Annotated in this window: 17 protein-coding genes; 4 read left to right on the plus strand and 13 right to left on the minus strand. The window is 67.6% G+C overall.

The features are described 5' to 3' along the window. Positions 1-54: 54 nt before the first annotated feature. Entirely contained in the window at positions 55-1,683 is a 1,629-nt protein-coding gene (locus tag ABDW31_RS00350) for an ATP-binding protein (RefSeq protein ID WP_343698219.1), read from the minus strand. 411 nt (positions 1,684-2,094) lie between these two features. Here ABDW31_RS00350 and rutB point away from each other — a divergent pair, with 411 nt between their 5' ends. The 4 genes from rutB (at position 2,095) to rutA (ending at position 5,170) form a co-directional block, all read left to right on the plus strand. After that, positions 2,095-2,775 carry a pyrimidine utilization protein B gene (rutB, locus tag ABDW31_RS00355; protein ID WP_184717133.1) on the plus strand — a complete coding sequence of 227 codons (681 nt, stop codon included), beginning with the start codon at positions 2,095-2,097 and terminating at the stop codon, positions 2,773-2,775. 11 nt (positions 2,776-2,786) lie between these two features. Next, positions 2,787-3,176 carry a pyrimidine utilization protein C gene (rutC, locus tag ABDW31_RS00360; protein WP_184717131.1) on the plus strand — a complete coding sequence of 130 codons (390 nt, stop codon included), beginning with the start codon at positions 2,787-2,789 and terminating at the stop codon, positions 3,174-3,176. Between the two features lie 130 nt (positions 3,177-3,306). After that, positions 3,307-4,107, plus strand: a complete 801-nt coding sequence (rutD, locus tag ABDW31_RS00365) for a pyrimidine utilization protein D (RefSeq protein WP_184717128.1) — start codon at positions 3,307-3,309, stop codon at positions 4,105-4,107. A 4-nt stretch (positions 4,108-4,111) separates the two neighbouring features. After that, the gene (rutA, locus tag ABDW31_RS00370; protein WP_184717126.1) at positions 4,112-5,170 is read left to right on the plus strand and encodes a pyrimidine utilization protein A; all 1,059 of its coding nucleotides are present in this window, start codon (positions 4,112-4,114) and stop codon (positions 5,168-5,170) included. Positions 5,171-5,292: 122 nt separating this feature from the next. Here the strand turns inward: rutA and ABDW31_RS00375 are convergent, their stop codons facing one another. The 12 genes from ABDW31_RS00375 to ABDW31_RS00430 form a co-directional block, all read right to left on the minus strand. After that, positions 5,293-5,796, minus strand: a complete 504-nt coding sequence (locus ABDW31_RS00375) for an FKBP-type peptidyl-prolyl cis-trans isomerase (RefSeq protein WP_184717124.1) — start codon at positions 5,794-5,796, stop codon at positions 5,293-5,295. A gap of 203 nt (positions 5,797-5,999) precedes the next feature. Then, the gene (locus ABDW31_RS00380; protein WP_184717122.1) at positions 6,000-6,644 is read right to left on the minus strand and encodes a response regulator transcription factor; all 645 of its coding nucleotides are present in this window, start codon (positions 6,642-6,644) and stop codon (positions 6,000-6,002) included. A gap of 10 nt (positions 6,645-6,654) precedes the next feature. Continuing rightward, positions 6,655-8,808 carry an ATP-binding protein gene (locus ABDW31_RS00385; RefSeq protein WP_184717120.1) on the minus strand — a complete coding sequence of 718 codons (2,154 nt, stop codon included), beginning with the start codon at positions 8,806-8,808 and terminating at the stop codon, positions 6,655-6,657. Positions 8,809-9,244: 436 nt separating this feature from the next. Further along, entirely contained in the window at positions 9,245-11,356 is a 2,112-nt protein-coding gene (gene flhA / locus ABDW31_RS00390; protein ID WP_184717118.1) for a flagellar biosynthesis protein FlhA, read from the minus strand. A 263-nt stretch (positions 11,357-11,619) separates the two neighbouring features. Continuing rightward, positions 11,620-12,993: a sigma-54-dependent transcriptional regulator FlbD gene (gene flbD / locus ABDW31_RS00395; RefSeq protein ID WP_184717116.1), complete on the minus strand. Its 1,374-nt coding sequence runs from the start codon at positions 12,991-12,993 to the stop codon at positions 11,620-11,622. Between the two features lie 26 nt (positions 12,994-13,019). After that, positions 13,020-13,352: a flagellar motor switch protein FliN gene (fliN, locus tag ABDW31_RS00400; protein WP_184717114.1), complete on the minus strand. Its 333-nt coding sequence runs from the start codon at positions 13,350-13,352 to the stop codon at positions 13,020-13,022. A gap of 15 nt (positions 13,353-13,367) precedes the next feature. Continuing rightward, positions 13,368-14,006, minus strand: a complete 639-nt coding sequence (locus tag ABDW31_RS00405) for a flagellar assembly protein FliH (RefSeq protein ID WP_184717112.1) — start codon at positions 14,004-14,006, stop codon at positions 13,368-13,370. Positions 14,007-14,019: 13 nt separating this feature from the next. Continuing rightward, the gene (gene fliG, locus ABDW31_RS00410) at positions 14,020-15,042 is read right to left on the minus strand and encodes a flagellar motor switch protein FliG (protein ID WP_184717109.1); all 1,023 of its coding nucleotides are present in this window, start codon (positions 15,040-15,042) and stop codon (positions 14,020-14,022) included. Continuing rightward, positions 15,042-16,697: a flagellar basal-body MS-ring/collar protein FliF gene (gene fliF, locus ABDW31_RS00415; RefSeq protein WP_184717107.1), complete on the minus strand. Its 1,656-nt coding sequence runs from the start codon at positions 16,695-16,697 to the stop codon at positions 15,042-15,044. Before fliF ends, fliG begins: the two co-directional genes overlap by 1 nt. A gap of 244 nt (positions 16,698-16,941) precedes the next feature. Beyond that, a complete protein-coding gene (gene sciP / locus ABDW31_RS00420; RefSeq protein ID WP_184717105.1) occupies positions 16,942-17,223 on the minus strand; it encodes a CtrA inhibitor SciP in 282 nt (93 codons plus the stop codon). A gap of 169 nt (positions 17,224-17,392) precedes the next feature. After that, the gene (gene flgE, locus ABDW31_RS00425) at positions 17,393-19,195 is read right to left on the minus strand and encodes a flagellar hook protein FlgE (protein ID WP_184717102.1); all 1,803 of its coding nucleotides are present in this window, start codon (positions 19,193-19,195) and stop codon (positions 17,393-17,395) included. A gap of 134 nt (positions 19,196-19,329) precedes the next feature. After that, positions 19,330-20,043, minus strand: coding sequence for a flagellar hook assembly protein FlgD (locus ABDW31_RS00430; RefSeq protein WP_184717100.1), 714 nt, complete (start codon positions 20,041-20,043; stop codon positions 19,330-19,332). Between the last annotated feature and the right edge of the window lie 2 nt (positions 20,044-20,045).

The following is a 20,045-nucleotide window of genomic DNA, read 5'->3' on the forward strand; positions in this document are numbered from 1 at the left end:
GGACTCGCCCCCTCCGCGCCTACGGCGCTCCTCCCCCGGAGGGGGAAGACGACCCTACCCCACTACCCGCAGCTGCGGCTTGTCGGCCGCCGCCTGGGTGAGCGGGACGGTGAAGTAGAAGCACGAGCCCTGGCACGGGGCGCTGATCACGCCGATCGCGCCGCCCATCAGCTCGACCAGCTCGCGGCAGATCGACAGGCCCAGGCCCGCCCCGTCGTGGGCGCGGGTCAGGGTGTTGTCGACCTGGGAGAAGGTCTTGAACAGGTGCGGCAGGTGCTCGGCGGCGATGCCGACGCCGGTGTCCTCGACGTCAAAGCGCAGGCCGTCCTTGCCGACATGGCGCACGCGGACCGTGACCCGGCCCTCGTTGGTGAACTTCACGGCGTTGGCGGCCAGGTTGCCCAGCACCTGGCGCAGGCGGGTCGGGTCGCCCGTCCAGCGGCCACGCAGGTCCGGCGCGATATCCACGACCAGTTCCAGGTCCTTGGCCGCGGCGGCGCCCGAGAAGGCCGCGCAGCTGGCCTCGACCAGGCCGGCCAGGTCGAAGATCTCGGCCCGCAGCTTGACGGCGCCGCCCTCCAGCCGGGCGATGTCGAGGATGTCGTTCAGCAGGGTCAGCAGCGAACGGCCCGACTCCTCGAGGATGCGCAGGCGACGGGCCTGGCGGTCGGTCAGGATGTCGGCGGCCATCACCTGGGCCATGCCCAGCACCCCGTTCAGCGGCGTGCGGACCTCGTGGCTCATATTGGCCAGGAAGCGGGTCTTGGCGGCGTTGGCGGTCTCGGCCTCTTCCTTGGCGGCGATCAGGGCCAGGCGGCCGGCGCGCAGTTCGTTCAGCGCCTCCTTCACCCGCAGCAGCAGGACGGCGGCCAGCGACCCCAGCAACAGGAAGGCGACGATCACCCACGGCGCCACCCTTTTCAGCAGCGACAGGCCGGGGTTCTCAGGATCCCAGGCCAGCTCCCCGACCATACGGCCGTTCAGGTCGCGCAACACGACGTGAGGCTTGCGGCCCTCCAGCGCATCCGAGAACGCCATGCCCTGAAGGCCCAGGTCGTCGGACAGCTCCTTCACCAGCGGCGGGGTCACGCGGCGGGCCGAGACCAGCACAGCGGTGGGACCCGTATAGCTATCCGCGACCGTGCGGGATTCAGGGGTCACGGCGGCGAAGGCGACCACATAGGCGACGCCGTCCACCTTCAGGAAGCCGACGCGCGAGGCCTCGGCGGCCAGGCCCAGGTGGCCGTCGGCCTCGTTCGAGCGGCTCTCGGCGGCGACGTCGGCGGCGGTGCGGGTCACCCGGCCGGGAAACTCGCCCAGGGCTCTGGCCGGGACGCGGACGCCCTCGCGCGAGGCATAGACCACTTGGCCGGCGCGCATGATGAAGGTCAGGTCGTGCTTGAACTGGCCGCTGTAGTAGCCGGCCAGATTGATGTCGATCCAGCGGGGGTTCAGCGTCCAGCCCGTGGCCTTGTAGGCGTCGTCCCAGATCGCGGCCGAGGCCAGCTCGCGCTCGGTACGGACCTGAGTGCGCGATACGATGCGGCTGACCAGCGCGATGTCGTCCGTGGTGTCGGTACGATCGACCTCGCGGGCGGCCAGCAGCATCAAGGCCGCCGCGCCAATGATCGAGACGGCCACCAGTGCCGCGGCCGCGCCGACGATCCCCAGGATCAGTCGCATCGGCCGCGCGTCGGGTCCTCGGAAAATGAGTTTGCTTCGCGCCATGGGAGGAAGCCTTGGGCCCGCATGCCTAGCGATCCGTAAAAAGCGGCGCTTGGTCGCTGCGACACCATGGCCGCGTTTTCGGCATGGCGCACAACTCCGCCCTCGCGACGCAAAGCCCTGTAAGACAAGGCTTTTCACTCAGGCTTCCGCGGTCGCCGAACGTCGTGCCGCAGGGGCGAAACACGCGGTGCGGCAGATCGCCGCCTGCCGTTTGAGCGCCCCCCGCCTAACCGTCTGGCTCCTGCATGGTTGAGATTGCGCCGTTCGCCGAAAGGGCGTTTGCTGCGTCCTCGATTGAAGGACCTCGCGTTGACGACCTCTCCGATCACCCCGCTCTCGGCCCTTTCTTCTGGATCTGGCGCGGTCATGCTTCCAGCCCGGCCTGAGCCCCTGCCCGTCGATCCCGCGACCACCGCGGTCATCGTCATCGACATGCAGAACGCCTACGCCTCCAAGGGCGGCTATCTGGACCTCGCCGGGTTCGACATCTCGGGCGCCCAGGGCGTGATCGAGAAGACCAAGGGCGTGCTCGAGGTCGCCCGGGCGGCCGGCATGACCGTGATCTATTTCCAGAACGGCTGGGACGACCAGTACGTGGAGGCCGGCGGCCCCGGCTCGCCCAACTGGTGGAAGTCCAACGCCCTGAAGACCATGCGCGCCAAGCCCGAACTGCAGGGCAAGCTGCTTGCGCGCGGCCAGTGGGACTACGAGCTGGTCGACGACCTCAAGCCTCAGCCCGGCGACATCCAGCTGCACAAGACGCGCTACAGCGGCTTCTTCAACAGCCAGCTGGACAGCGTGCTGCGGGCGCGCGGCATCCGCCACCTGATCTTCACCGGCATCGCCACCAACGTCTGCGTGGAGTCGACGCTGCGGGACGGCTTCTTCCTGGAATATTTCGGGACGGTGCTGGCCGACGCCACCCACCAGGCGGGGCCCGAGTTCGTCCAGCAGGCCGCCCTGTTCAACATCGAGACCTTCTTCGGCTGGGTCTCGACGACGGCAGACTTCAAGGGGGCGTTCGGGCAGCTGGCGCCGCAAACCTAGGGAGCAACACCATGCCCAAGACCGTCATCACCCCGCCCGGGACCGGGACCCCGATCGCGCCGTTCTCGCCCGGGACCCTGGCCGACGGGATCGTCTACGTGTCGGGCACCCTGGCCTTCGACAAGGACAACAACGTCGCCTTCCCCGACGACGCCGAGGCCCAGACTCGCCAGGTGCTGGAGACCATCAAGTCGGTCATCGAGACCGCCGGCGGCACGATGGAGGACGTGACCATGAACCACATCTTCCTGACCGACTGGTCGCACTATGCGCCGATGAACAAGGTCTATGCCGAGTTCTTCACCGGCGACAAACCGGCCCGCTACTGCATCCAGTGCGGCCTGGTGAAGCCCGGCTTCGTGGTCGAGATCGCCTCCGTCGCCCACATCGGGAAAAAATAGTGACCTCCCCTCTCCGCTCATCCCCGCGAAAGCGGGGACCCAAGCCGAGTCAGTGGATTTCAGCTCGGCTGCGCCAAACCCGACATGCCGCTTGGGTCCCCGCTTTCGCGGGGATGAGCGAGGTTTTTGAATGACTTCGGGAATGGTCGACGGTCTTCACTACGAGCTGCATGGCGGACCGGTGGCCGGCCGCGAGGTCGTGCTGCTGTCCTCGGGCCTGGGCGGGTCGGGCGCGTTCTGGGGCCCGCAGATGGCGGCCCTGACCGCGCACTGGCCGGTGGTGCTGTACGACCATCGCGGCACAGGACGTAGCGTTCGCTCGCTACCTCCAAACTACACCGTCGCCCACATGGCCGGCGACATGGTCAAGGTCATGGACGCGCTGGGCCTGCAGAGGGCCCACGTGGTCGGCCACGCGGCGGGCGGCAATGCGGGAATGCAGCTGGCCCTGGACCACCCCGACCGCCTGGCCAAGCTGGTGGTCGTCAACGGCTGGAGCCGGCCCGATCCGCACATCAAGCGCTGCTTCGACACCCGCATCCACCTGCTGAACGACACGGGCCCGCAGGCCTATGTCCACGCCCAGCCGATCTTCCTCTATCCGGCCGACTGGATCTCGCGGAACCACGCCCGGCTCGAGGCCGAAGAGGCCCACCACGTGGCCGGCTTCCCGCCGCGCGACGTGATGCTGGCGCGCATCCACGCCCTGCTGGCCTTCGACATCGACGCGCGGCTGGAGGCCATCACCCACCGGGTGCTGATCAGCGCCAGCGCCGACGACATGCTGGTGCCGATGGCCTGCTCGCAACGCATGGCCGCGCACCTGCCCAACGCCGCCTTCCAGCAGGTCGCCTGGGGCGGCCACGGCTTCACCGTCACCGATCCCGAGACCTTCAACGAAGGCCTCGTCCAGTTTCTCATGGGGGAATAATCCAATGCAGGTCGGCGTCTTCATTCCCATCGGCAACAACGGCTGGCTGATCTCCGAAAACGCGCCGCAGTACATGCCGAGTTTCGAGCTGAACAAGGAGATCACCCAGAAGGCCGAGAAATACGGCTTCGACTTCGCGCTCTCGATGATCAAGCTGCGCGGGTTCGGGGGCAAGACGCAGTTCTGGGAGCACAATCTCGAGAGCTTCACCCTGATGGCGGGCCTGGCGGCCGTGACCAGCAAGATCAAGATCTTCGCCACCGTCGCCACCCTGACCATCCCGCCGGCCATCGTGGCCCGCATGGCGTCGACCATCGACTCGATCGCCCCGGGGCGGTTCGGCATCAACCTGGTCACCGGCTGGCAGAAGGCCGAGTACAGCCAGATGGGCCTCTGGCCCGGTGAAGAGCACTATACCGACCGCTACAACTACCTGGCCGAATATACGACCGTGCTGAAGGACCTGCTGGAGACCGGCGTCTCGGACTTCAAGGGCAAGTACTTCACCATGGACGACTGCCGGGTCAGTCCGCACCCGCAGGAGACCAAGCTGATCTGCGCCGGCTCGTCCGACGAGGGCCTGGCCTTCACGGCGCAATATGCCGACTACAGCTTTGCCCTGGGCAAGGGGACCAACACCCCGACCGCCTTCGCCTCGGTGAACAAGCGGCTGGAGGCGGCGGCCGAGAAGACCGGCCGCGACGTGCAGTCGTTCCTGCTTTTCATGGTCATCGCCGACGTGACCGACGAGGGCGCGATGGCCAAGTGGCAGAGCTATCGCGACGGCGCCGACCAGGAGGCCCTGGCCTGGCTCACCAACCAGGCCGCGCCCAACGCCAAGGCCGGCGCAACGACCAACACCACCCAGCTGGCCGCGCCGGAATCGGCGGTGAACCTGAACATGGGCACGCTGGTCGGCAGCTATGAGAGCGTCGCCAGGATGATGGACGAGATCGCCGCAGTGCCGGGCACGGCGGGCGTGCTGCTGACGTTCGACGACTTCGTGCAGGGGGTGGAGGCGTTCGGGGAGCGGATCCAGCCGTTGATGAAGTCGCGACAATAGAAGCGGCCACTTGCCCCCTCCGCGCTGCGCGCTCCTCCCCCGAAAGGGGAAGACGGATCACCGTCTGCCCCCTCCGGGGGCGGACGACCGCGCAGCGGTCAGGTGGGGGCCAGTAAGCCCCCCTAATCGACCGCCAGCATCCCGATCAGCTGCAGCCGGAACACCAGCGTGCTGTCTGGCGGGATCTCGCCCATGTCGCGCGGGCCGTAGCCCAGCGACGACGGGATATACAGGGTCCACTCGTCGCCCACCTTCATCAGCGGCAGGGCTTCCAGCCAGCCCTGGATCAGGCCGTCGGCGGGCATGATCGCCGCCTTGCCCCGCGCGAAGCTTGAGTCGAAGACCGTGCCGTCCAGCAGCTTGCCTTCGTAGTGGACCTTGATGATGTCGCCAATCTTGGGCGAGGGACCGGTCTTGGGGCCGCTGGCGACGACCTTGTACTGCAGGCCCGACGGCAGGCTGATCACGCCCGGGGCCTTGGCGTTCTTCTCCAGGAAGGCCTTGCCGGCGATCGCGCCCGCCGAGGGGCCGGCGTTCAGCTGCGGCGGAGCGGTCGGCGTCACCTGGGCGTGAGCCGCGCCGGCGGCGAGGAAGGCCGCGAGGGCCAGAGGAGCGAGAAGGCGCATGTTGGTGACTCTGAATAACGGTGACGGGCACCCTAGCCGTCCTTGAGCGGAACTTCGATCCCCACAACCGATCTCCCCGGCGAAAGCCGGGGCCCAGATTCAGCCTGGGCGTTTGGGGATGATCCGAGATGCGCTCTGCACGCCCGGAAGGTGCTCTCGGGTTCGATCTGGGCCCCGGCTTTCGCCGGGGAAACGGGTTTTGGTCAGACCAGCCCCCGCCGCTGCGCCTCCAACGCGGCCTCCGCCCGCGAGCAGATGTTGAGCTTGCGGTAGATGGCCTTGACGTAGCCGGCCACGGTCAGCTCGGTGACGCCCATGACCTTGGCCGCCTCGCCCGAGCGCAGGCCGCGGCCGATCAGGCGCAGGACCTCGGTCTCGCGCGGGGTCAGGGCCGCTTCAGGCTCGGCGGCAGCCTGGGGCTTGCGGAAGTAGTCCAGCATCCGGCGGGCCACGGCCGGCGACAGCGGGGTCTCGCCCGCCTCCAGGCGGCGCAGGTAGCGCACCAGGTCCGCGCGATCCATGTCCTTGAGCAGATAGCCGCCCGCCCCCGCCGCGATGGCGTCGAACAGGTGGTGGTCGTCGGCATAGATAGTCACCACCACCGACCGCGTCGCGCCGCCCGAGCGCTCGGACAGGTCGCGCAGGAAATCGACGCCGCGCCCGTCCGGCAGGGCCAGATCAACGAGCGCCAGATCGGGCGCGCCCCCGTCCAGGAACGAGCGCGCCTCGGCCAGATCGGCCGCGCCAGTGGCCACCACCCCGGGAAACGCCTCAGCCAGGGCGGCCAGCAGGTGCTCGCGGGTCTCGGTCTGGTCCTCGAGGACGAGCGCAGTGCCAGGAATACTCATGCTTCAATGCTCATGCCGGCGTGCTCGCGCCGATGGGGGCCGACAGCCGGATCACCGTGCCGCGCTCGGCGTCGGGGATCTCGACCGCCCCGCCGATCTCGCCCAGGCGCCGCTCCAGGTTGGCCAGGCCGCTGCGCCGCCCGCCCGGCGCGCGCGGCAGGCCGACGCCGTCGTCGCTGATGGTCAGCTCCAACCGGCCGCCGGCCTCGTGGACGGTGACCGCCACCCGCCCCGCCCCCGCGTGGCGGATGGCGTTGGACACCACCTCGCGCACGGCCGAGGTCAGGTTCTTGTAGACCCGATACGGCGCGGTGACGTCGGGATCGGCCAACTCGACCGGGGGCCAGTCCAGGGTCAGGCCCGCCGCCTCCAGCCGTTCGGCGGTCTCGTGGCGCAGGTCGGCCAGCACGGCCTCCAGCGGCAGGTCCTGGCCCGACAGCCCCGAGACGATGGCCCGCAGGTCGCCGATCGCACCACGCATGGCCTCACGGGTCTGGGACAGGTCCTGGCGATGCAGGCCCGACAGCAGCCGCGCGCCGACGTCGTCGTGCAGGTCGCGAGCGATGCGCAGCCTCTCCTCGACCACGCCGCGGGCATAGGCGTCACGACCTTCCTCGATCTGGGCCAACAGCCCGACCAGCTGTTCGGCCAGCTGCACCTGGGCCGTGCCGAACAGGCCCCGGCCGCGGAACGGGAAGCGCAGGGTCAGGGCCGTGGTCCCGGCGGCGGCGGGCAGGCCTAGGGCCACGCCCTCCTCCAGGATCTCGACGCGGGTCTGGGAAGCGGCGCCCTGGGCGACTTCCAGCGGCTCATAGACCTTGGCCAGCAGCGCCTTCCAGGCCTGGCTGCGCGCCTCGACCCCGTGGATCAGGGCGACGTCGGCCACGGCGGCGAACATCTCGTGGTCCTTCATGGTCCGTCGGCCGATGGTCAGCCGCCACAGCACGTCGCGGAACGGCAGATAGACAAAGGCTACGATCAGCAGCGACACGCCCAGGGCGGTCTGGGCGCTGGTCCCCAGGGCGGCGATCAGCAGGCCGTCCAGCACCAGCAGGGCCGCGCCGGCGCCCAGATAGAACAGGATCCGGAACGCCCACTGGTCCAGCTGGAACAGCTTGTGCCGCCGCAGGCCCACGGCCATGCCGACATAGATGATCACGAAGAAGCCCAGCGAGAACCGCGGGTCCAGGAACGGCGCGCGGCCCAGGGCGATCGGCACCGCGACATTGCCGATGAAGGCCCCGGCCCCGATCACCACCGACAGGCCCAGCCAGCGAGTGGCGGCCATGGCGGCGGGGTCCTTGCGGCTGGCGAAGGCCTGGACGGCGATGGCTACGATGATCAGCGCCATCTCGATCGAGGTGCTGGCCTGGCCGGTGGTCTCGCGGGCCGGATTGCCCGGCAGCAAAGGCGTCATCGCCCACAGCGCCACGCAGACCGGAGCCAGCAGCATCACCGGCAGGCGGGTGACGCGGGTGGGATAGGCCAGGAAGAAGGCGATCATCGCCCCGCCGTAGGCCACCGCGCCCGACATGTTCAGCCAGGCCAGGACGACGGCCGCGGCCTGCCCCTGGACCAGCTCGACGCTGGCGGAAACCGCCCAGCCGAAGGTGAAGGCCAGCATGGACAGTCCGGTGAGGGCGAACAGCTGGGTGGCCAGGTCGCGCGGCCGCAGCGCCCAGACCCAGCCGACGATCAGGGCCGCGATCAGGCCGAACGAAAGATTGGCCCAGAACTCCATGCCCAGCCGGTTCAGGGGCCGGATGCGATCGTCCAGGGTGACGACCCGCTGCGCGCCGTCGGGTCCGGCCAGGCGCAGGACCAGGGGGCGGGCCTTCAGGGTCTCGGCGAAGGCCCCGCGGCGACGGTGCTGGGCGTCGACAGCGGCCTGGGAGTCGAAGGCGCCGGCCAGACCGATCGCCTCGGCCTCCAGCACAGGGCCCGAGGCCCCGACGCCGGCCAGCCGGTCGCCGACCTTGGCGCCGACGCGGTCCAGCGGACCGTCAGCGCTGACGGCGGTGATGACGATGGCGCCGTCAGACCTGGCGTCGAACTGCGCGCCCAACCAGGGCGGCGACGTCGCCAGCCAGACGCCGGCCAGCGCCGTGGCCACGCACAGCAGGATCACGCCGAGCAGCAAGGTGGTGGGAGACGAAACGCGCATCGCCCACCCAGCTTGAGCCAGGACAAGCGCTGCCGCAACCTTGGGTGAACACCGTTATGGGGTCACCACACCCCCAGGGTTGGGGGTTGCGCGGGCGGTTACCCTAAATCCCTCTCTCGTAGAGAGAGGGAGGGGCCCGCCGCCGAAGGCGGTGGGAGGGTGGGAGGTTTCACCTTTTCAGAACGGGATGCGGGCGACCGCCCGTCCCAAACCGTCGTCATCCCGCGCTTTATGCGCGGGACCCATGGTTCAGCTTCTACGTGAGAGCTTAGGCACGCACTGTCCTTGCGACGGATAGATGGGTCCCGCGCATAAAGCGCGGGATGACGGCTGAGACGGACGAGATTGAAGGCCGAGCCTCTCCGGCCGGCAATGTAACCTCTCACCCTCCCACCGCTGCGCGGCGGGCCCCTCCCTCTCTCTATGAGAGAGGGATTTACACCATCCCCACGGTCTTCAGCCTTGCCCGGGGGTGGATCTCGTTCTGGCTCATGACCACCGTCTGGCCGCGGAAGCGTTCGATGATCGAGCGGACATAGGGGCGAACGCCGGGGCTGGTCAGCAGCACGGGCGCCTCGCCGGCCAGGGCGGCGCGTTCGAACGAGTCCCGGACGCCGCGGATGAAGTCCTGCAGGCGCGAGGGCGGCAGGGCCAGCTGCTTGTCGTCGCCAGGGCCGATCAGGGCTTCGGCGAAGGCCTGCTCCCAGTCGGCCGACAGGGTGATGATCGGCAGGGCGCCGTCGTCGCCGCGGTTGGCCCAGCACAGCTGGCGGGCCAGGCGCGCGCGGACCTGCTCGACCAGCTGGGTGACCGAGCTGGTGTGCGGGGCGGCCTCGCCGATGCCCTCCAGGATCTGCGGCAGGTCGCGGATCGAGACGCGCTCCTTCAGCAGCGACTGCAGCACGCGCTGGACGGTGGTGGCGGTGACCGTGCCCGGGATCAGGTCGGCGACCAGTTTCTGCTGCGCCTCGGGCAGCTCCTTCAGGAGCTTCTGGACCTCGGCGTAGGACAGGAGGTCGGCCATGTTCTCCTTGAGGATCTCGGTCAGGTGCGTGGTCAGCACCGTGGCCGGGTCGACGACGGTGTAGCCGCGGAAGGTGGCTTCCTCGCGCAGGTCGTCGGTGATCCAGGTGGCCGGCAGGCCGAAGGCGGGTTCGCGCACGTGCTCGCCGGGCAGCTCGACCTGGCCGCCGCGCGGGTCCATGGCCATCAGGCTGCCCAGGCGCACCTCGCCGGCCCCGGCTTCCATCTCCTTGATGCGGATGGCGTAGCCCTGGTTGGACAGGCGCATGTTATCCAGGATGCGGACCGGCGGCATGATGAAGCCGAACTCCCCGGCCAGGGTCTTGCGCAGGGCGCGGATCTGGTCGGTCAGCTTACGACCGTCCAGGTCGTTGATCAGGGTCAGCAGGCCGTAGCCCAGCTCGATCTTGACGTCGTCGATGGCCAGCGAGGCGCTGATCGGCTCTTCCTCGGCCTCGGCCGGGGCGCCGGCGGCGGCGTCCATGTCGGAGAGATCGATGGGCTTTGGTTTCTTGGCGTCCTGCACCCGCTTATAGGCCAGGGCGCCGGCGCCGATGGCCATGGCCGCGAACGGGATGATCGGCATGCCCGGGATCAGGGCGATGACGCCCGACGAGGCCGAGACCATGCCCAGGCCGACCGGGTTCATGGCCAGCTGGGTGACCAGGGCCTTGTCGGCCGAGCCTTCGACGCCGGCCTTGGACACGACCATACCGGCGGCGATCGAGATGATTAGGGCCGGGATCTGGCTGACCAGGCCGTCGCCGATGGTCATGATGGTGTAGGACGACGCCGCTTCCCCGATGGGGATCTTGTGCTGCACCACCCCGATGATGATGCCGCCGACGATGTTGATGCCGGTGATGATCAGGCCGGCGATCGCGTCGCCCTTCACGAACTTGCTGGCGCCGTCCATGGCGCCGAAGAACGTGCTTTCCTGCTCCAGCTCCTTGCGGCGCAGCTTGGCCTGTTCCTGGTCGATCAGGCCCGTCGACAGGTCGGCGTCGATGGCCATCTGCTTGCCGGGCATGCTGTCCAGGGTGAAGCGGGCGGCCACTTCGGCGATCCGGCCCGAACCCTTGGTCACGACCATGAAGTTCACCACCACCAGGATGATGAAGATGATCACGCCGATGACGAAGTTGCCCTGCATCATCAGGTGACCGAAGGCCTCGATGACCGCGCCGGCCCCGCCGGTGCCTTCCTGGCCGTGGCCCAGGATCAGGCGGGTCGAGGCGACGTTCAGGCCCAGGCGATACAGGGTCGCCACCAGCAGAACGGTCGGGAACGAGGTGAATTCCAGCGGGCGCTTGATCAGCACCGCGGTCATCAGGATCAGCACCGAGCCGGTCAGCGACACGGCCAGCAGCACGTCCAGCAGCATCGGCGGGACGGGCAGGATCAGCAGGACGATGATGCCGACGACGCCGATCGCCAGACCCATTTCGCCGCGCATGATCCCGTCCAGCAGCGACTTGGCGCTGGGCACGGATCGAGCGGCGGTCGGGGCGGCGGCGTCAGCCATGCGGAACCTTGGAACCGTTGATGTTTAGCTAGACCTGCGCTTGGAGCGATTTGCGGTCTGCCGCCATCTCCTTAAAGAAAATTAGCCATGTTCGGCGCCGGACGCAGTGTCGCGGCGCCGCGACATGTTGGCCTAGGCCGGTGGTCCGTCCTCGCCCTTCGACAAGCTCAGGGTGAGGACTACTTTTGACGCCGCTTCAGTAGAAAACCTCACCCTGAGCCTGTCGAAGGGCGGGGTTTTCGGCTCCGCGGCGCCAGAAATCACTAGGCGGCCGCGCCGACGCCGCCCTGGGGCGGGGGCACCGGAACGCCGGCGTCGCCGTATTCCTTGAGCTTGTTGCGCAGGGTGCGGATCGAGATGCCCAGGATGTTGGCGGCGTGGGTGCGATTGCCCAGGCAGTGTTCCAGGGTGTCGATGATCAGCTTTTGCTCAACTTCAGCCACGGTCGATCCTACGAAAGTGCGAGAGACGGCGTCGGCCGCCATCTGGGCGCCGCGCGCCATGGCGACGTCGGGGGCGGGTGCGGGGGCCAGTTGCTGGCCGTCCGGCAGGCGAATGGCGAACTCTTCGATCTCCGGACCGGTCGACAGCAGCACCGCACGGTGCATGGCGTTTTCCAGTTCGCGGACGTTGCCCGGCCAGCGGTGGGCGATCAGGCGGCGCTTGGCCTCGGCCGAGATCGGCTTTTCCGGCATGCCGTTGGCGGCCGAGTACTTCTTCACGAAGAACTCGCACAGGCTCAGTACGTCGGCCGGACGCTCGCGCAGCGGCGGCAGGCGCAGATTGACGACGTTCAGGCGGTAGAGAAGATCTTCGCGGAAGACGCCGTCCTTGACCGACTGGGCCAGGTCGCGGTTCGAGGTCGCCAGGATGCGGATGTTGACCTTGACCGGCTTGGAGCCGCCCACGCGGTCGATCTCGCGCTCCTGGATGGCGCGCAGCAGCTTGGCCTGCAGACGCACGTCCATTTCCGAGATTTCGTCCAGCAGCAGCGTGCCGCCGTCGGCTTCCTCGAACTTGCCGATGCGGCGGGCCATGGCGCCGGTGAAGGCGCCCTTCTCGTGGCCGAACAGCTCGCTTTCCAGCAGGTTCTCGGGGATGGCGGCGCAGTTGACCGAGATGAACGGCGCCTTGGCCCGGCGCGACTTGCCGTGGACGTAGCGGGCCATGACCTCCTTACCCGAACCGCTTTCGCCGGTGATCAGGATCGAGGCTTCCGACGGCGCGACCTGATCGGCCAGCTTCAGGACCTGCTCCATGGCCGGGTCGCGGACGACCATCGGCTTGTCGTCGTCGGTGACGGCGGCCAGGACGGCGGCGATCAGCTCGGCGTCCGGCGGCAGCGGGATGAATTCCTTGGCGCCGGCCTTGATGGCCGAGGCCGCGCGCATCGGGTCGGCGTCGACGCCGCAGGCCACCACCGGCACCCGCATCCGCTCGGTCTCGTTGGCCGCGATCAGGCCGGCGATGTCCAGCGCGTAGTCGACCATCAGGAGGTCGGCGCCCTGCCCCGCCCGCAGCGCATTGGTCGCCTGCTCCGTGGTTTCCACGTGCGAGACCTTGGCGCCCGCGTTCATCGCCATTTTCACGGCGACCGAGAGCTGTCCGTTCAGTTTACCGACGACGAGAAGCCGCATGTTGTTACTCCCTCAGAACCGGGGCCTTAGCCCTGGTCGCCGTCCTTGATGATTTCCGTCATGGTCACGCCCAGGCGCTCGTCGACGACGACGACCTCGCCCCGGGCGACCAGGCGGTTGTTGACGTAGATGTCGATCGCCTCGCCGACCTTGCGGTCCAGCTCCAGGATTGAGCCCTGGCCCAGCTGCAGCAGCTGCGCCACCGACATGTTGGCGCGGCCCAGCACGGCCGAGATGTTGACCGGCACGTCGAAGACGGGCGCCAGGTCCGAGGCGGTCTTGTCCGCCAGTTCGACCGGCATTTCGGAGGCCAGCATCGCGCCGCCGAATTCGTCCAGGGTCAGATTGTCTTCGGCCATCTCAGGTCAGCCTTCTCAAGAGAACATCGGTTCGGCGTGAAGGCCTTCGGCGGCGATGGCCGCCTCCAGCGCTTCGGCGACACGCTGGGCGGCGCCGTCGGGATCGAAGGCCGCGCGGCCGTCGCCACAGTCGAAAGTAAAGGCCGCGGGGGCCATGGCGCCGTCGGCGCGGGCGACGATCTGGCCCTGATAGCCGATCTGGGCCGCCACGTTTTCCAGCGCCAGCTGGGTGCGCTCTTCCAGCTCCGGCGAGACCCGGACGAAGATGCGCGGCTGGGCCTCGACTTCGCGAGCCAGGCCCTCGAGGGCGGCCATGACCGGGGCCTCGGGGAAGTGGTGCAGGGCCGCGTCGGCGATCTTGCGGGCGCAGGCCAGGGCCAGTTGAGCCGCGCCTTCGCGGTGCTCGTGGACGACCTGGGTCAGGCCGCCGAACGCCTGGTGGATCGCCTGGGCGACCTCGTTCAGAGCGTGGGCGGCTTCCTGTTCGGCGCGGGCCACGGCCGAGCGCTCGCCCTGGGCGTAGCCCTCGGCGCGGGCGGCCTCGACCTCTTCGGCGGTCCAGGTCTTCTTGACCTTGGGCGCGGTGTAGGCGACGCCGCCGCGGTCGTCGAAGACCGTGTCGAAGGCGAACTTGCGGTGAGGTGTGTCCATCATGATGCCATCTCCCTCAGTAGATCAGCTCGTCGTCGCCGCCGCTGCCGGCCAGCATGATTTCGCCCTTGGCGGCCAGGTCCTTGGCGACCTGGACCATGCCGACCTGGGCCGCATCGACGTCCTTCAGGCGCACGGGGCCCATGCTCTCCATGTCCTCGCGCATGATCTTGGCCGCGCGCTCGGACATGTTCGACATGAACATGTCGCGCAGCTTGTCCGAGGCGCCCTTCAGGGCCAGGGCCAGCGACTCCTTCGGCGTGCCGCGCAGCAGCGTCTGGATGCCGCCCGGGTCCAGCTTCGACAGGTCCTCGAACACGAACATCAGGGCGCGGATCCGCTCGGCCGCCTCGCGGTTGCGCTCTTCCAGCGCGGCGATGAAGCGGGCTTCGGTCTGGCGGTCGAAGTTGTTGAAGATCTCGGCCATCATCTCGTGGCTGTCGCGCTTGGAGGTGCGCGCCAGGTTCGACATGAATTCGGTGCGCAGCGTCATCTCGATCTTGTCGAGGATCTCGCGCTGCACCGGCTCCATCCGCAGCATGCGGGTGACGCATTCCAGGGCGAAGTCTTCCGGCAGGCAGGCCAGCACGCGGGCGGCGTGGTCGGACTTCACCTTGGACAGCACCACCGCGACGGTCTGCGGGTATTCGTTCTTCAGATAGTTGGCGAGCACCGCCTCGTTCACGTTGCCCAGCTTGTCCCACATGGTTCGACCCGCCGGACCGCGGATCTCTTCCATCAGCTGGTCGACCTTGTCCTGCGGCATGAACGACGCCAGCAGGCGCTGGGTCTGCTCGTAGGAGCCCATGATCGCGCCGGTCGAGCTCATGCCCGAGACGAACTCGACCAGCAGGTCTTCCACGACCGAGGCCGAGACCGTGCCCAGACCAGCCATGGCCTGGGAGACTTCCTTGATCTCCTCGTCGTCCAGGGCTTCCCAGATCTTGGTGTGCTCTTCGCCCAGGGCGAGCAGAACGATCGCGGCCTTCTCGGGCCCCGAAAGGTTCTTCACATCGGTGACGGCGACTTTCATGGCCATCAGGTCGACTCGTGCAGCCAGTTACGGAGGATCGCGACGGACTCTTCGGGGTGCTTTTCGACGAACTCCGAGACCCGCTTGATCGACGAGGCCTTAACCTGACCCTCGATCTTGGCGATGTCGATACGTTGATCGATGTCGCTGACCGGACCGGCGATGGCCATCGGCTCACCCGACTGGTCGACGACGACCTGCTGCTGGGTGCCGTCCGACAGGGTGACCAGGCGGGTCACCGGCTGGCCCGGACCGGCCAGGGCCAGCTGGGCGGGGGCCGGCGAGGTCAGGTTCTTGATGAACGGGCGGACCGCGAACAGCAGGACCAGCAGGGCCACGACGCCCAGGATGCCCAGCTCGGCGAAGCGCATGATGTCGTTCTTGTCGAAGCCCGACAGCAGGCCTTGCTTCTCCAGACCCTGATCCTCGGGCTGCGGGAACTTGATGTTGGTGACCTTGACCTGGTCGCCGCGGGCGGCGTCGAAGCCGACGGCGGTCTTCACCAGTTCTTCGATCTGGGCGATCTCCTCGGCCGACCGCGGGGTGTAGGCGCCCGGCTTGCCGTCCTTGCCCATCGGGGCGGTGATCCCGTCGATGGCCACGGCGACGGCGACCTTGCGCACCGTGCCAGGCTCCTGGACGGTGGTCTTCACCGACTTGGAGATCTCGTAGTTGGTGACGCTCTCGTTGGCGTTCGACCGCGAGCCCAGCTGCTGGAAGCCATTGTTGGCGGCCTGGCCGGGGACGTTGGCGGTGGCGGTGACGCCCGAGGTGTCGTCGTTCTTGGTTTCGCTGTTGCCCGACTCGTTGGTGCTTTCCGAGCGGATGACCTGGCCATCCGGATCGAAGCGCTCTTCCTGGGTCGTGACGCGGTCCAGGTTGATGTCGGCGGTGACGTTGACGCGGGCCTTGCCGGCGCCCAGCACGCCCTCGACCATGTCCTTGACGGTCTTGGCGATGCGCTGCTCGGCTTCGGTCTTGCGGTCCTGGGCCATCTTGCCGGCCAGGCTCTCGTCGCTGGGGGCCGACAGGGTCTTGCCGTGCTGGTCGATGACGGCGACCTTCTCGGCCTTCATGTTCGGGACCGACGAGGACACCAGGTTCTGGATGGCGCGGACCATGTCGGTCGACGGCTCACGGGCGCCGACGCCGATGGTCACGGCGGCCGAAGGTTGCTCGGCGTCTTCCTCGAACAGCTGACGCTTGGGCAGCACCAGGTGGACGCGGACGCTGTTGACGCCCTGCATCGCCTTGATGGTGCGCTCCAACTCGCCCTGCAGGGCGCGCTGGCGGTTCAACTGCTGGACGAAATCGGTCTGGCCCAGGGCGTTGCTGCTGTCGAAGATCTCGTAGCCGATGTTGCCCGAGCTCACGAGGCCCTTGCCGGCGATCATCAGGCGGGCGCTGGCGACCTTGTCGCGCGGCACCATGATGGTCGAGCCGTCGCCCTTGGCTTGATAGGGGATCTTGGCCTGGTCCAGGGCCGCGGTGACTTCCGAGGCTTCCTTCAGGTCCAGGTTGGAATAGAGCAGTTCCTGGGGCTCCTTGCCCATGAACATGACCAGGGCCACCAGCACGGCGACAACGCCGGCGCCAACGCCGAGCATCGCGGCCAGACGGCCAACGCCAAACTGCTTGATCGAACCCAGAAAGCTTTCCAAGCCTCACCCCTGCATCTGCCGACGAAGCAGGGAGAGCCGCCCGTCGGTAGGCAGGATTTACCCAGTGCAAGGTAAACGAGGCGTTTATATTTGGGTCCGGAAGGGGGCGTCAGAGGCGCCAAAACGTCGCGGCCGCCCCCTTTCGGGAGCGGCCGCTGAACGTCTTCAAACCCTTACGGCTCAAGGCCTTGGGGGTTATCTGGAGCTCCAGGGGCGAGCCAAGACGCCGCACCCCTGAAAGGTCTTAACGGTACTGCTGGATCCGAGTGGTCCGCAGGCCCGCCAGGCCGTGCTTATCGATCGACTGCTGCCAGCTGAGGAACTCATCGTTCGTCAGCTTGTAACGATCGCAAGCCTCGTCGAGCGAGAGCAGACCCCCGCGGACGGCGGCCACGACCTCGGCCTTGCGGCGGATGACCCAACGCTGGGTCTCCGGCGGCGGCAGATCGGACAGGGTCAGAGGCGCACCGGTCGGACCGATGACGTACTTTTCACCCCGGCTGTTCGTGCGCTGCTGTTGCAACATGGCTTTACGCCTTTCCCACAACCATCACTGTTGAGAGGTCACTATAGGCGCCGCCTAATAACAGCGGCTTAATTCCAATAGTAAAGATCCTCTAAACAGGTGGCTCCATCTAGTACTCGTTAGTGTATCGAACTGACACACAAGAATTAAACAGCGTTAATCCCTAGGACTAGCGCTTAATATTCAGAAGCTCTTCCAGCATCTGATCTGCGGTCGTGATGATTTTCGACGAAGCAGAGTAAGCACGTTGCGTCGTAATCAGGCCCGTGAACTCGGTCGACAGGTCGACGGTCGAAGCTTCCAGCGTCGAGGGAGCCAGCGAACCGGCGCCGCCCTGGCCCGGAGGCTTCAGGCTGTAGGTGCCGCTTTCGTTGGTGACGCGGTAAGCATTGCCGTTGACGCCCTTAAGGCCGTTGGGGTTGCTGAAGGTGGCCACGGCGACCTGGGCGATCCGGCGCGTGACGCCGTTGTCGAAGATGGCCGAGACGTAGCCGTCGGTGTCCACTTCGATGTTGGTCAGGTTACCGAAGGCCGTACCGTTGGTGTTCACCGACTGGACGACCGACTGGCTGTTGTACTGGGTCAGGCCGCCGGCGGCGCTGGCCAGGTCGATCTGGACGTCCTGGGTGTCGATGCCCAGGCCCTTGGCCCAGACCGGCGGTTGCGGCAGCTGGGCGGCCGGCGGGGCCGGCTGGGTGACCAGCGGCGTGCCCGAAGCCTGGATGTTGACCGAGGTCGGCGTGCCCGAGAACAGCGAGCCCGTGCTCATCAGCTTGCCGTCGGTCGTGAACTTGACGATGCCGGTGCTGATCAGGCCGTTGGCGTTGTTCTCCAGGTCGCCCGGCTGGGCGCGCAATTCAGCGTACCACTCGTTGGGGCCCGGGGCCTTCAGCAGCGACATGGTGACCGTGCGCTGGCCGCCCTTGGAGTCCGACAGCGGGATCTGGATCTCGAAGTCGGGCTTGACGCCTTGCGGCTTGGTCGTGGTGTCCTTGCTGGCCTGACGCAGGGCGTAGGTCGACATCGAGTTGGCGGCCGGATCGTACAGCGCGCCCTTGTTGACTTCGTCGGCGTCGGTGGCCGGCGCGACGGCGCCGGTGACGATGCCCAGGTCAGCCAGGCTGACGGTGGTGCCGGCGGCGATTTCGACATCGGTCGTCGAGCCGGTGGCCGTGCCGCCCGGATAGGTCAGGGTCGAGCTGGCGATCATGCCGGTGGCCGGATCGTAGCCGACGGTGCCCGAGATCTTGACGACGCCGTTCTCACGGATCTCGACGTCGTACTTGTTCTCGCCGCCCTGCGGATTGGCGACGCCGGTCGACTTGTAGGTCACGTCGTAATTGTGGGTGGCCAGGGTCGAGTCCGGCACGGCGGTCTTCGACGGAGCGCCAGCGGCGCCGACCTTGTACGAGACGTTGGCGGCGACCGGCTGTTCCGAGCGCAGGTTGGCGTTGACGCCGACGCGGGTGGTGCGCTCGGCCGTGCCGCCGACGGTGCCGACATTGATCGCCGACAGCTGCATCAGGTCCGACGGGTCGGGCGTGATGATGCCGCTGACCGGATCGGCCAGCCAGCCTTGCAGATAGAGGCCGGCGTCGTTCTTCAGGTAGCCCAGGCTGTCCAGCTGGAACGAGCCGGCGCGGGTGAACGAGCGGGTGTCCGACGAGGTCAGGCCTTCCGGCTTCTCGGTGGCGACGAAGAAGCCCGAGCCCGAGATCGACAGGTCCAGGTTCGACGTGGTCGACTGGTTCAGGCCCTGCTGGCTGACGAACTGGTGGGTCTGGGCCTTCACGCCGCCGGCGCTGTAGGCGGTGTTCTTGCTGCCGCCGGTGACCAGGGTCGAGAAGTTGGCGGTCGAACGCTTGTAGCCGACGGTGTTGACGTTGGCGATGTTGTCCGAGATCGCGGCCAGGGCCGACGAGTTGGCGATCAGGCCCGAGACGCCCGAGAGCATGGCGGAGTTGATGCTCATGACTGAAATCCTGCTTCTAAATGGGGTTCGAAGGGTTCAGCGCTGTTTGCGTTTGGGTCCGGGGGAAGACCGTCTTCCGGGGGACCGCGTCGGCGTCATTCTGACGCCCTGTCGATACGAATGAGGTGGCGGGGTTAGGCGGCCTTGGACTCTTCGTCCTCCGCCTTGGCTGCGACGGCGGTGACGCCGATGACACTGTCGATGGGAACCGCCTGGCCGTTGATCATGACCTTCGGCTGGCCGGTCGAGTTGTCGACGGCAGTGACGACGCCCTCGATGCGGCCCTTGATGTTGGTGACCTTCAGTTCCTTGCCGTCGCCGCCCTTGGCCACGACGTTGATGCCGTAGACGCCACCGTCGGAAAGCTGGGCGCCGCTGTCGTCCTTGCCGTCCCAGGTGATCGTGTGAGCGCCGCTCTTCTGGTCTTCCGGGGTCAGGGTGCGGACGACCTTGCCGGCGGCGTTCTTGATCTCGACGGTCAGCGAGGTCGACTGGCCCGGCTGGCTCCAGGTGAAGGTGGCCTTGCCGCCCTGCAGGGTCGAGGTGTCGCTGGTCGCCGTGACCTGCTTGCCGATCATGTTGACGCCCTCCGACAGGCCCGAGCCGGTGTTCATGCCGACCAGGGCGGCCAGCAGGTCATTGGTGACCAGCTGCTGCTCGACGCCCGTCATCTGGGTGATCTGCTGGGTCATCTGGGTCGTGTCGGTGGGCGACAGCGGGTCCTGGTTCTTCAGCTGCGTGGTCAGCAGCTTCAGAAAGGTCTCGGTGTTGTTGGCCATCGACGTGCGGCCGTTGTTGATCCGGTCGAGGACGGAATTGGTGTTCGCGGAGGAGACGGCGGTGGCCATGG

The sequence above is a fragment of the Caulobacter sp. genome, from assembly GCF_039596335.1.
GTDB lineage: Bacteria > Pseudomonadota > Alphaproteobacteria > Caulobacterales > Caulobacteraceae > Caulobacter.

Coding starts and splice junctions, on each gene's coding strand:
- ABDW31_RS00350 (WP_343698219.1), bottom strand. CDS start 1,683: ATGCGACTGATCCTGGGGATCGTCGGCGCGGCCGCGGCACTGGTGGCC.
- rutB (WP_184717133.1), top strand. CDS start 2,095: ATGCTTCCAGCCCGGCCTGAGCCCCTGCCCGTCGATCCCGCGACCACC.
- rutC (WP_184717131.1), top strand. CDS start 2,787: ATGCCCAAGACCGTCATCACCCCGCCCGGGACCGGGACCCCGATCGCG.
- rutD (WP_184717128.1), top strand. CDS start 3,307: ATGACTTCGGGAATGGTCGACGGTCTTCACTACGAGCTGCATGGCGGA.
- rutA (WP_184717126.1), top strand. CDS start 4,112: ATGCAGGTCGGCGTCTTCATTCCCATCGGCAACAACGGCTGGCTGATC.
- ABDW31_RS00375 (WP_184717124.1), bottom strand. CDS start 5,796: ATGCGCCTTCTCGCTCCTCTGGCCCTCGCGGCCTTCCTCGCCGCCGGC.
- ABDW31_RS00380 (WP_184717122.1), bottom strand. CDS start 6,644: ATGAGTATTCCTGGCACTGCGCTCGTCCTCGAGGACCAGACCGAGACC.
- ABDW31_RS00385 (WP_184717120.1), bottom strand. CDS start 8,808: ATGCGCGTTTCGTCTCCCACCACCTTGCTGCTCGGCGTGATCCTGCTG.
- flhA (WP_184717118.1), bottom strand. CDS start 11,356: ATGGCTGACGCCGCCGCCCCGACCGCCGCTCGATCCGTGCCCAGCGCC.
- flbD (WP_184717116.1), bottom strand. CDS start 12,993: ATGCGGCTTCTCGTCGTCGGTAAACTGAACGGACAGCTCTCGGTCGCC.
- fliN (WP_184717114.1), bottom strand. CDS start 13,352: ATGGCCGAAGACAATCTGACCCTGGACGAATTCGGCGGCGCGATGCTG.
- ABDW31_RS00405 (WP_184717112.1), bottom strand. CDS start 14,006: ATGATGGACACACCTCACCGCAAGTTCGCCTTCGACACGGTCTTCGAC.
- fliG (WP_184717109.1), bottom strand. CDS start 15,042: ATGGCCATGAAAGTCGCCGTCACCGATGTGAAGAACCTTTCGGGGCCC.
- sciP (WP_184717105.1), bottom strand. CDS start 17,223: ATGTTGCAACAGCAGCGCACGAACAGCCGGGGTGAAAAGTACGTCATC.
- flgE (WP_184717102.1), bottom strand. CDS start 19,195: ATGAGCATCAACTCCGCCATGCTCTCGGGCGTCTCGGGCCTGATCGCC.
- ABDW31_RS00430 (WP_184717100.1), bottom strand. CDS start 20,043: ATGGCCACCGCCGTCTCCTCCGCGAACACCAATTCCGTCCTCGACCGG.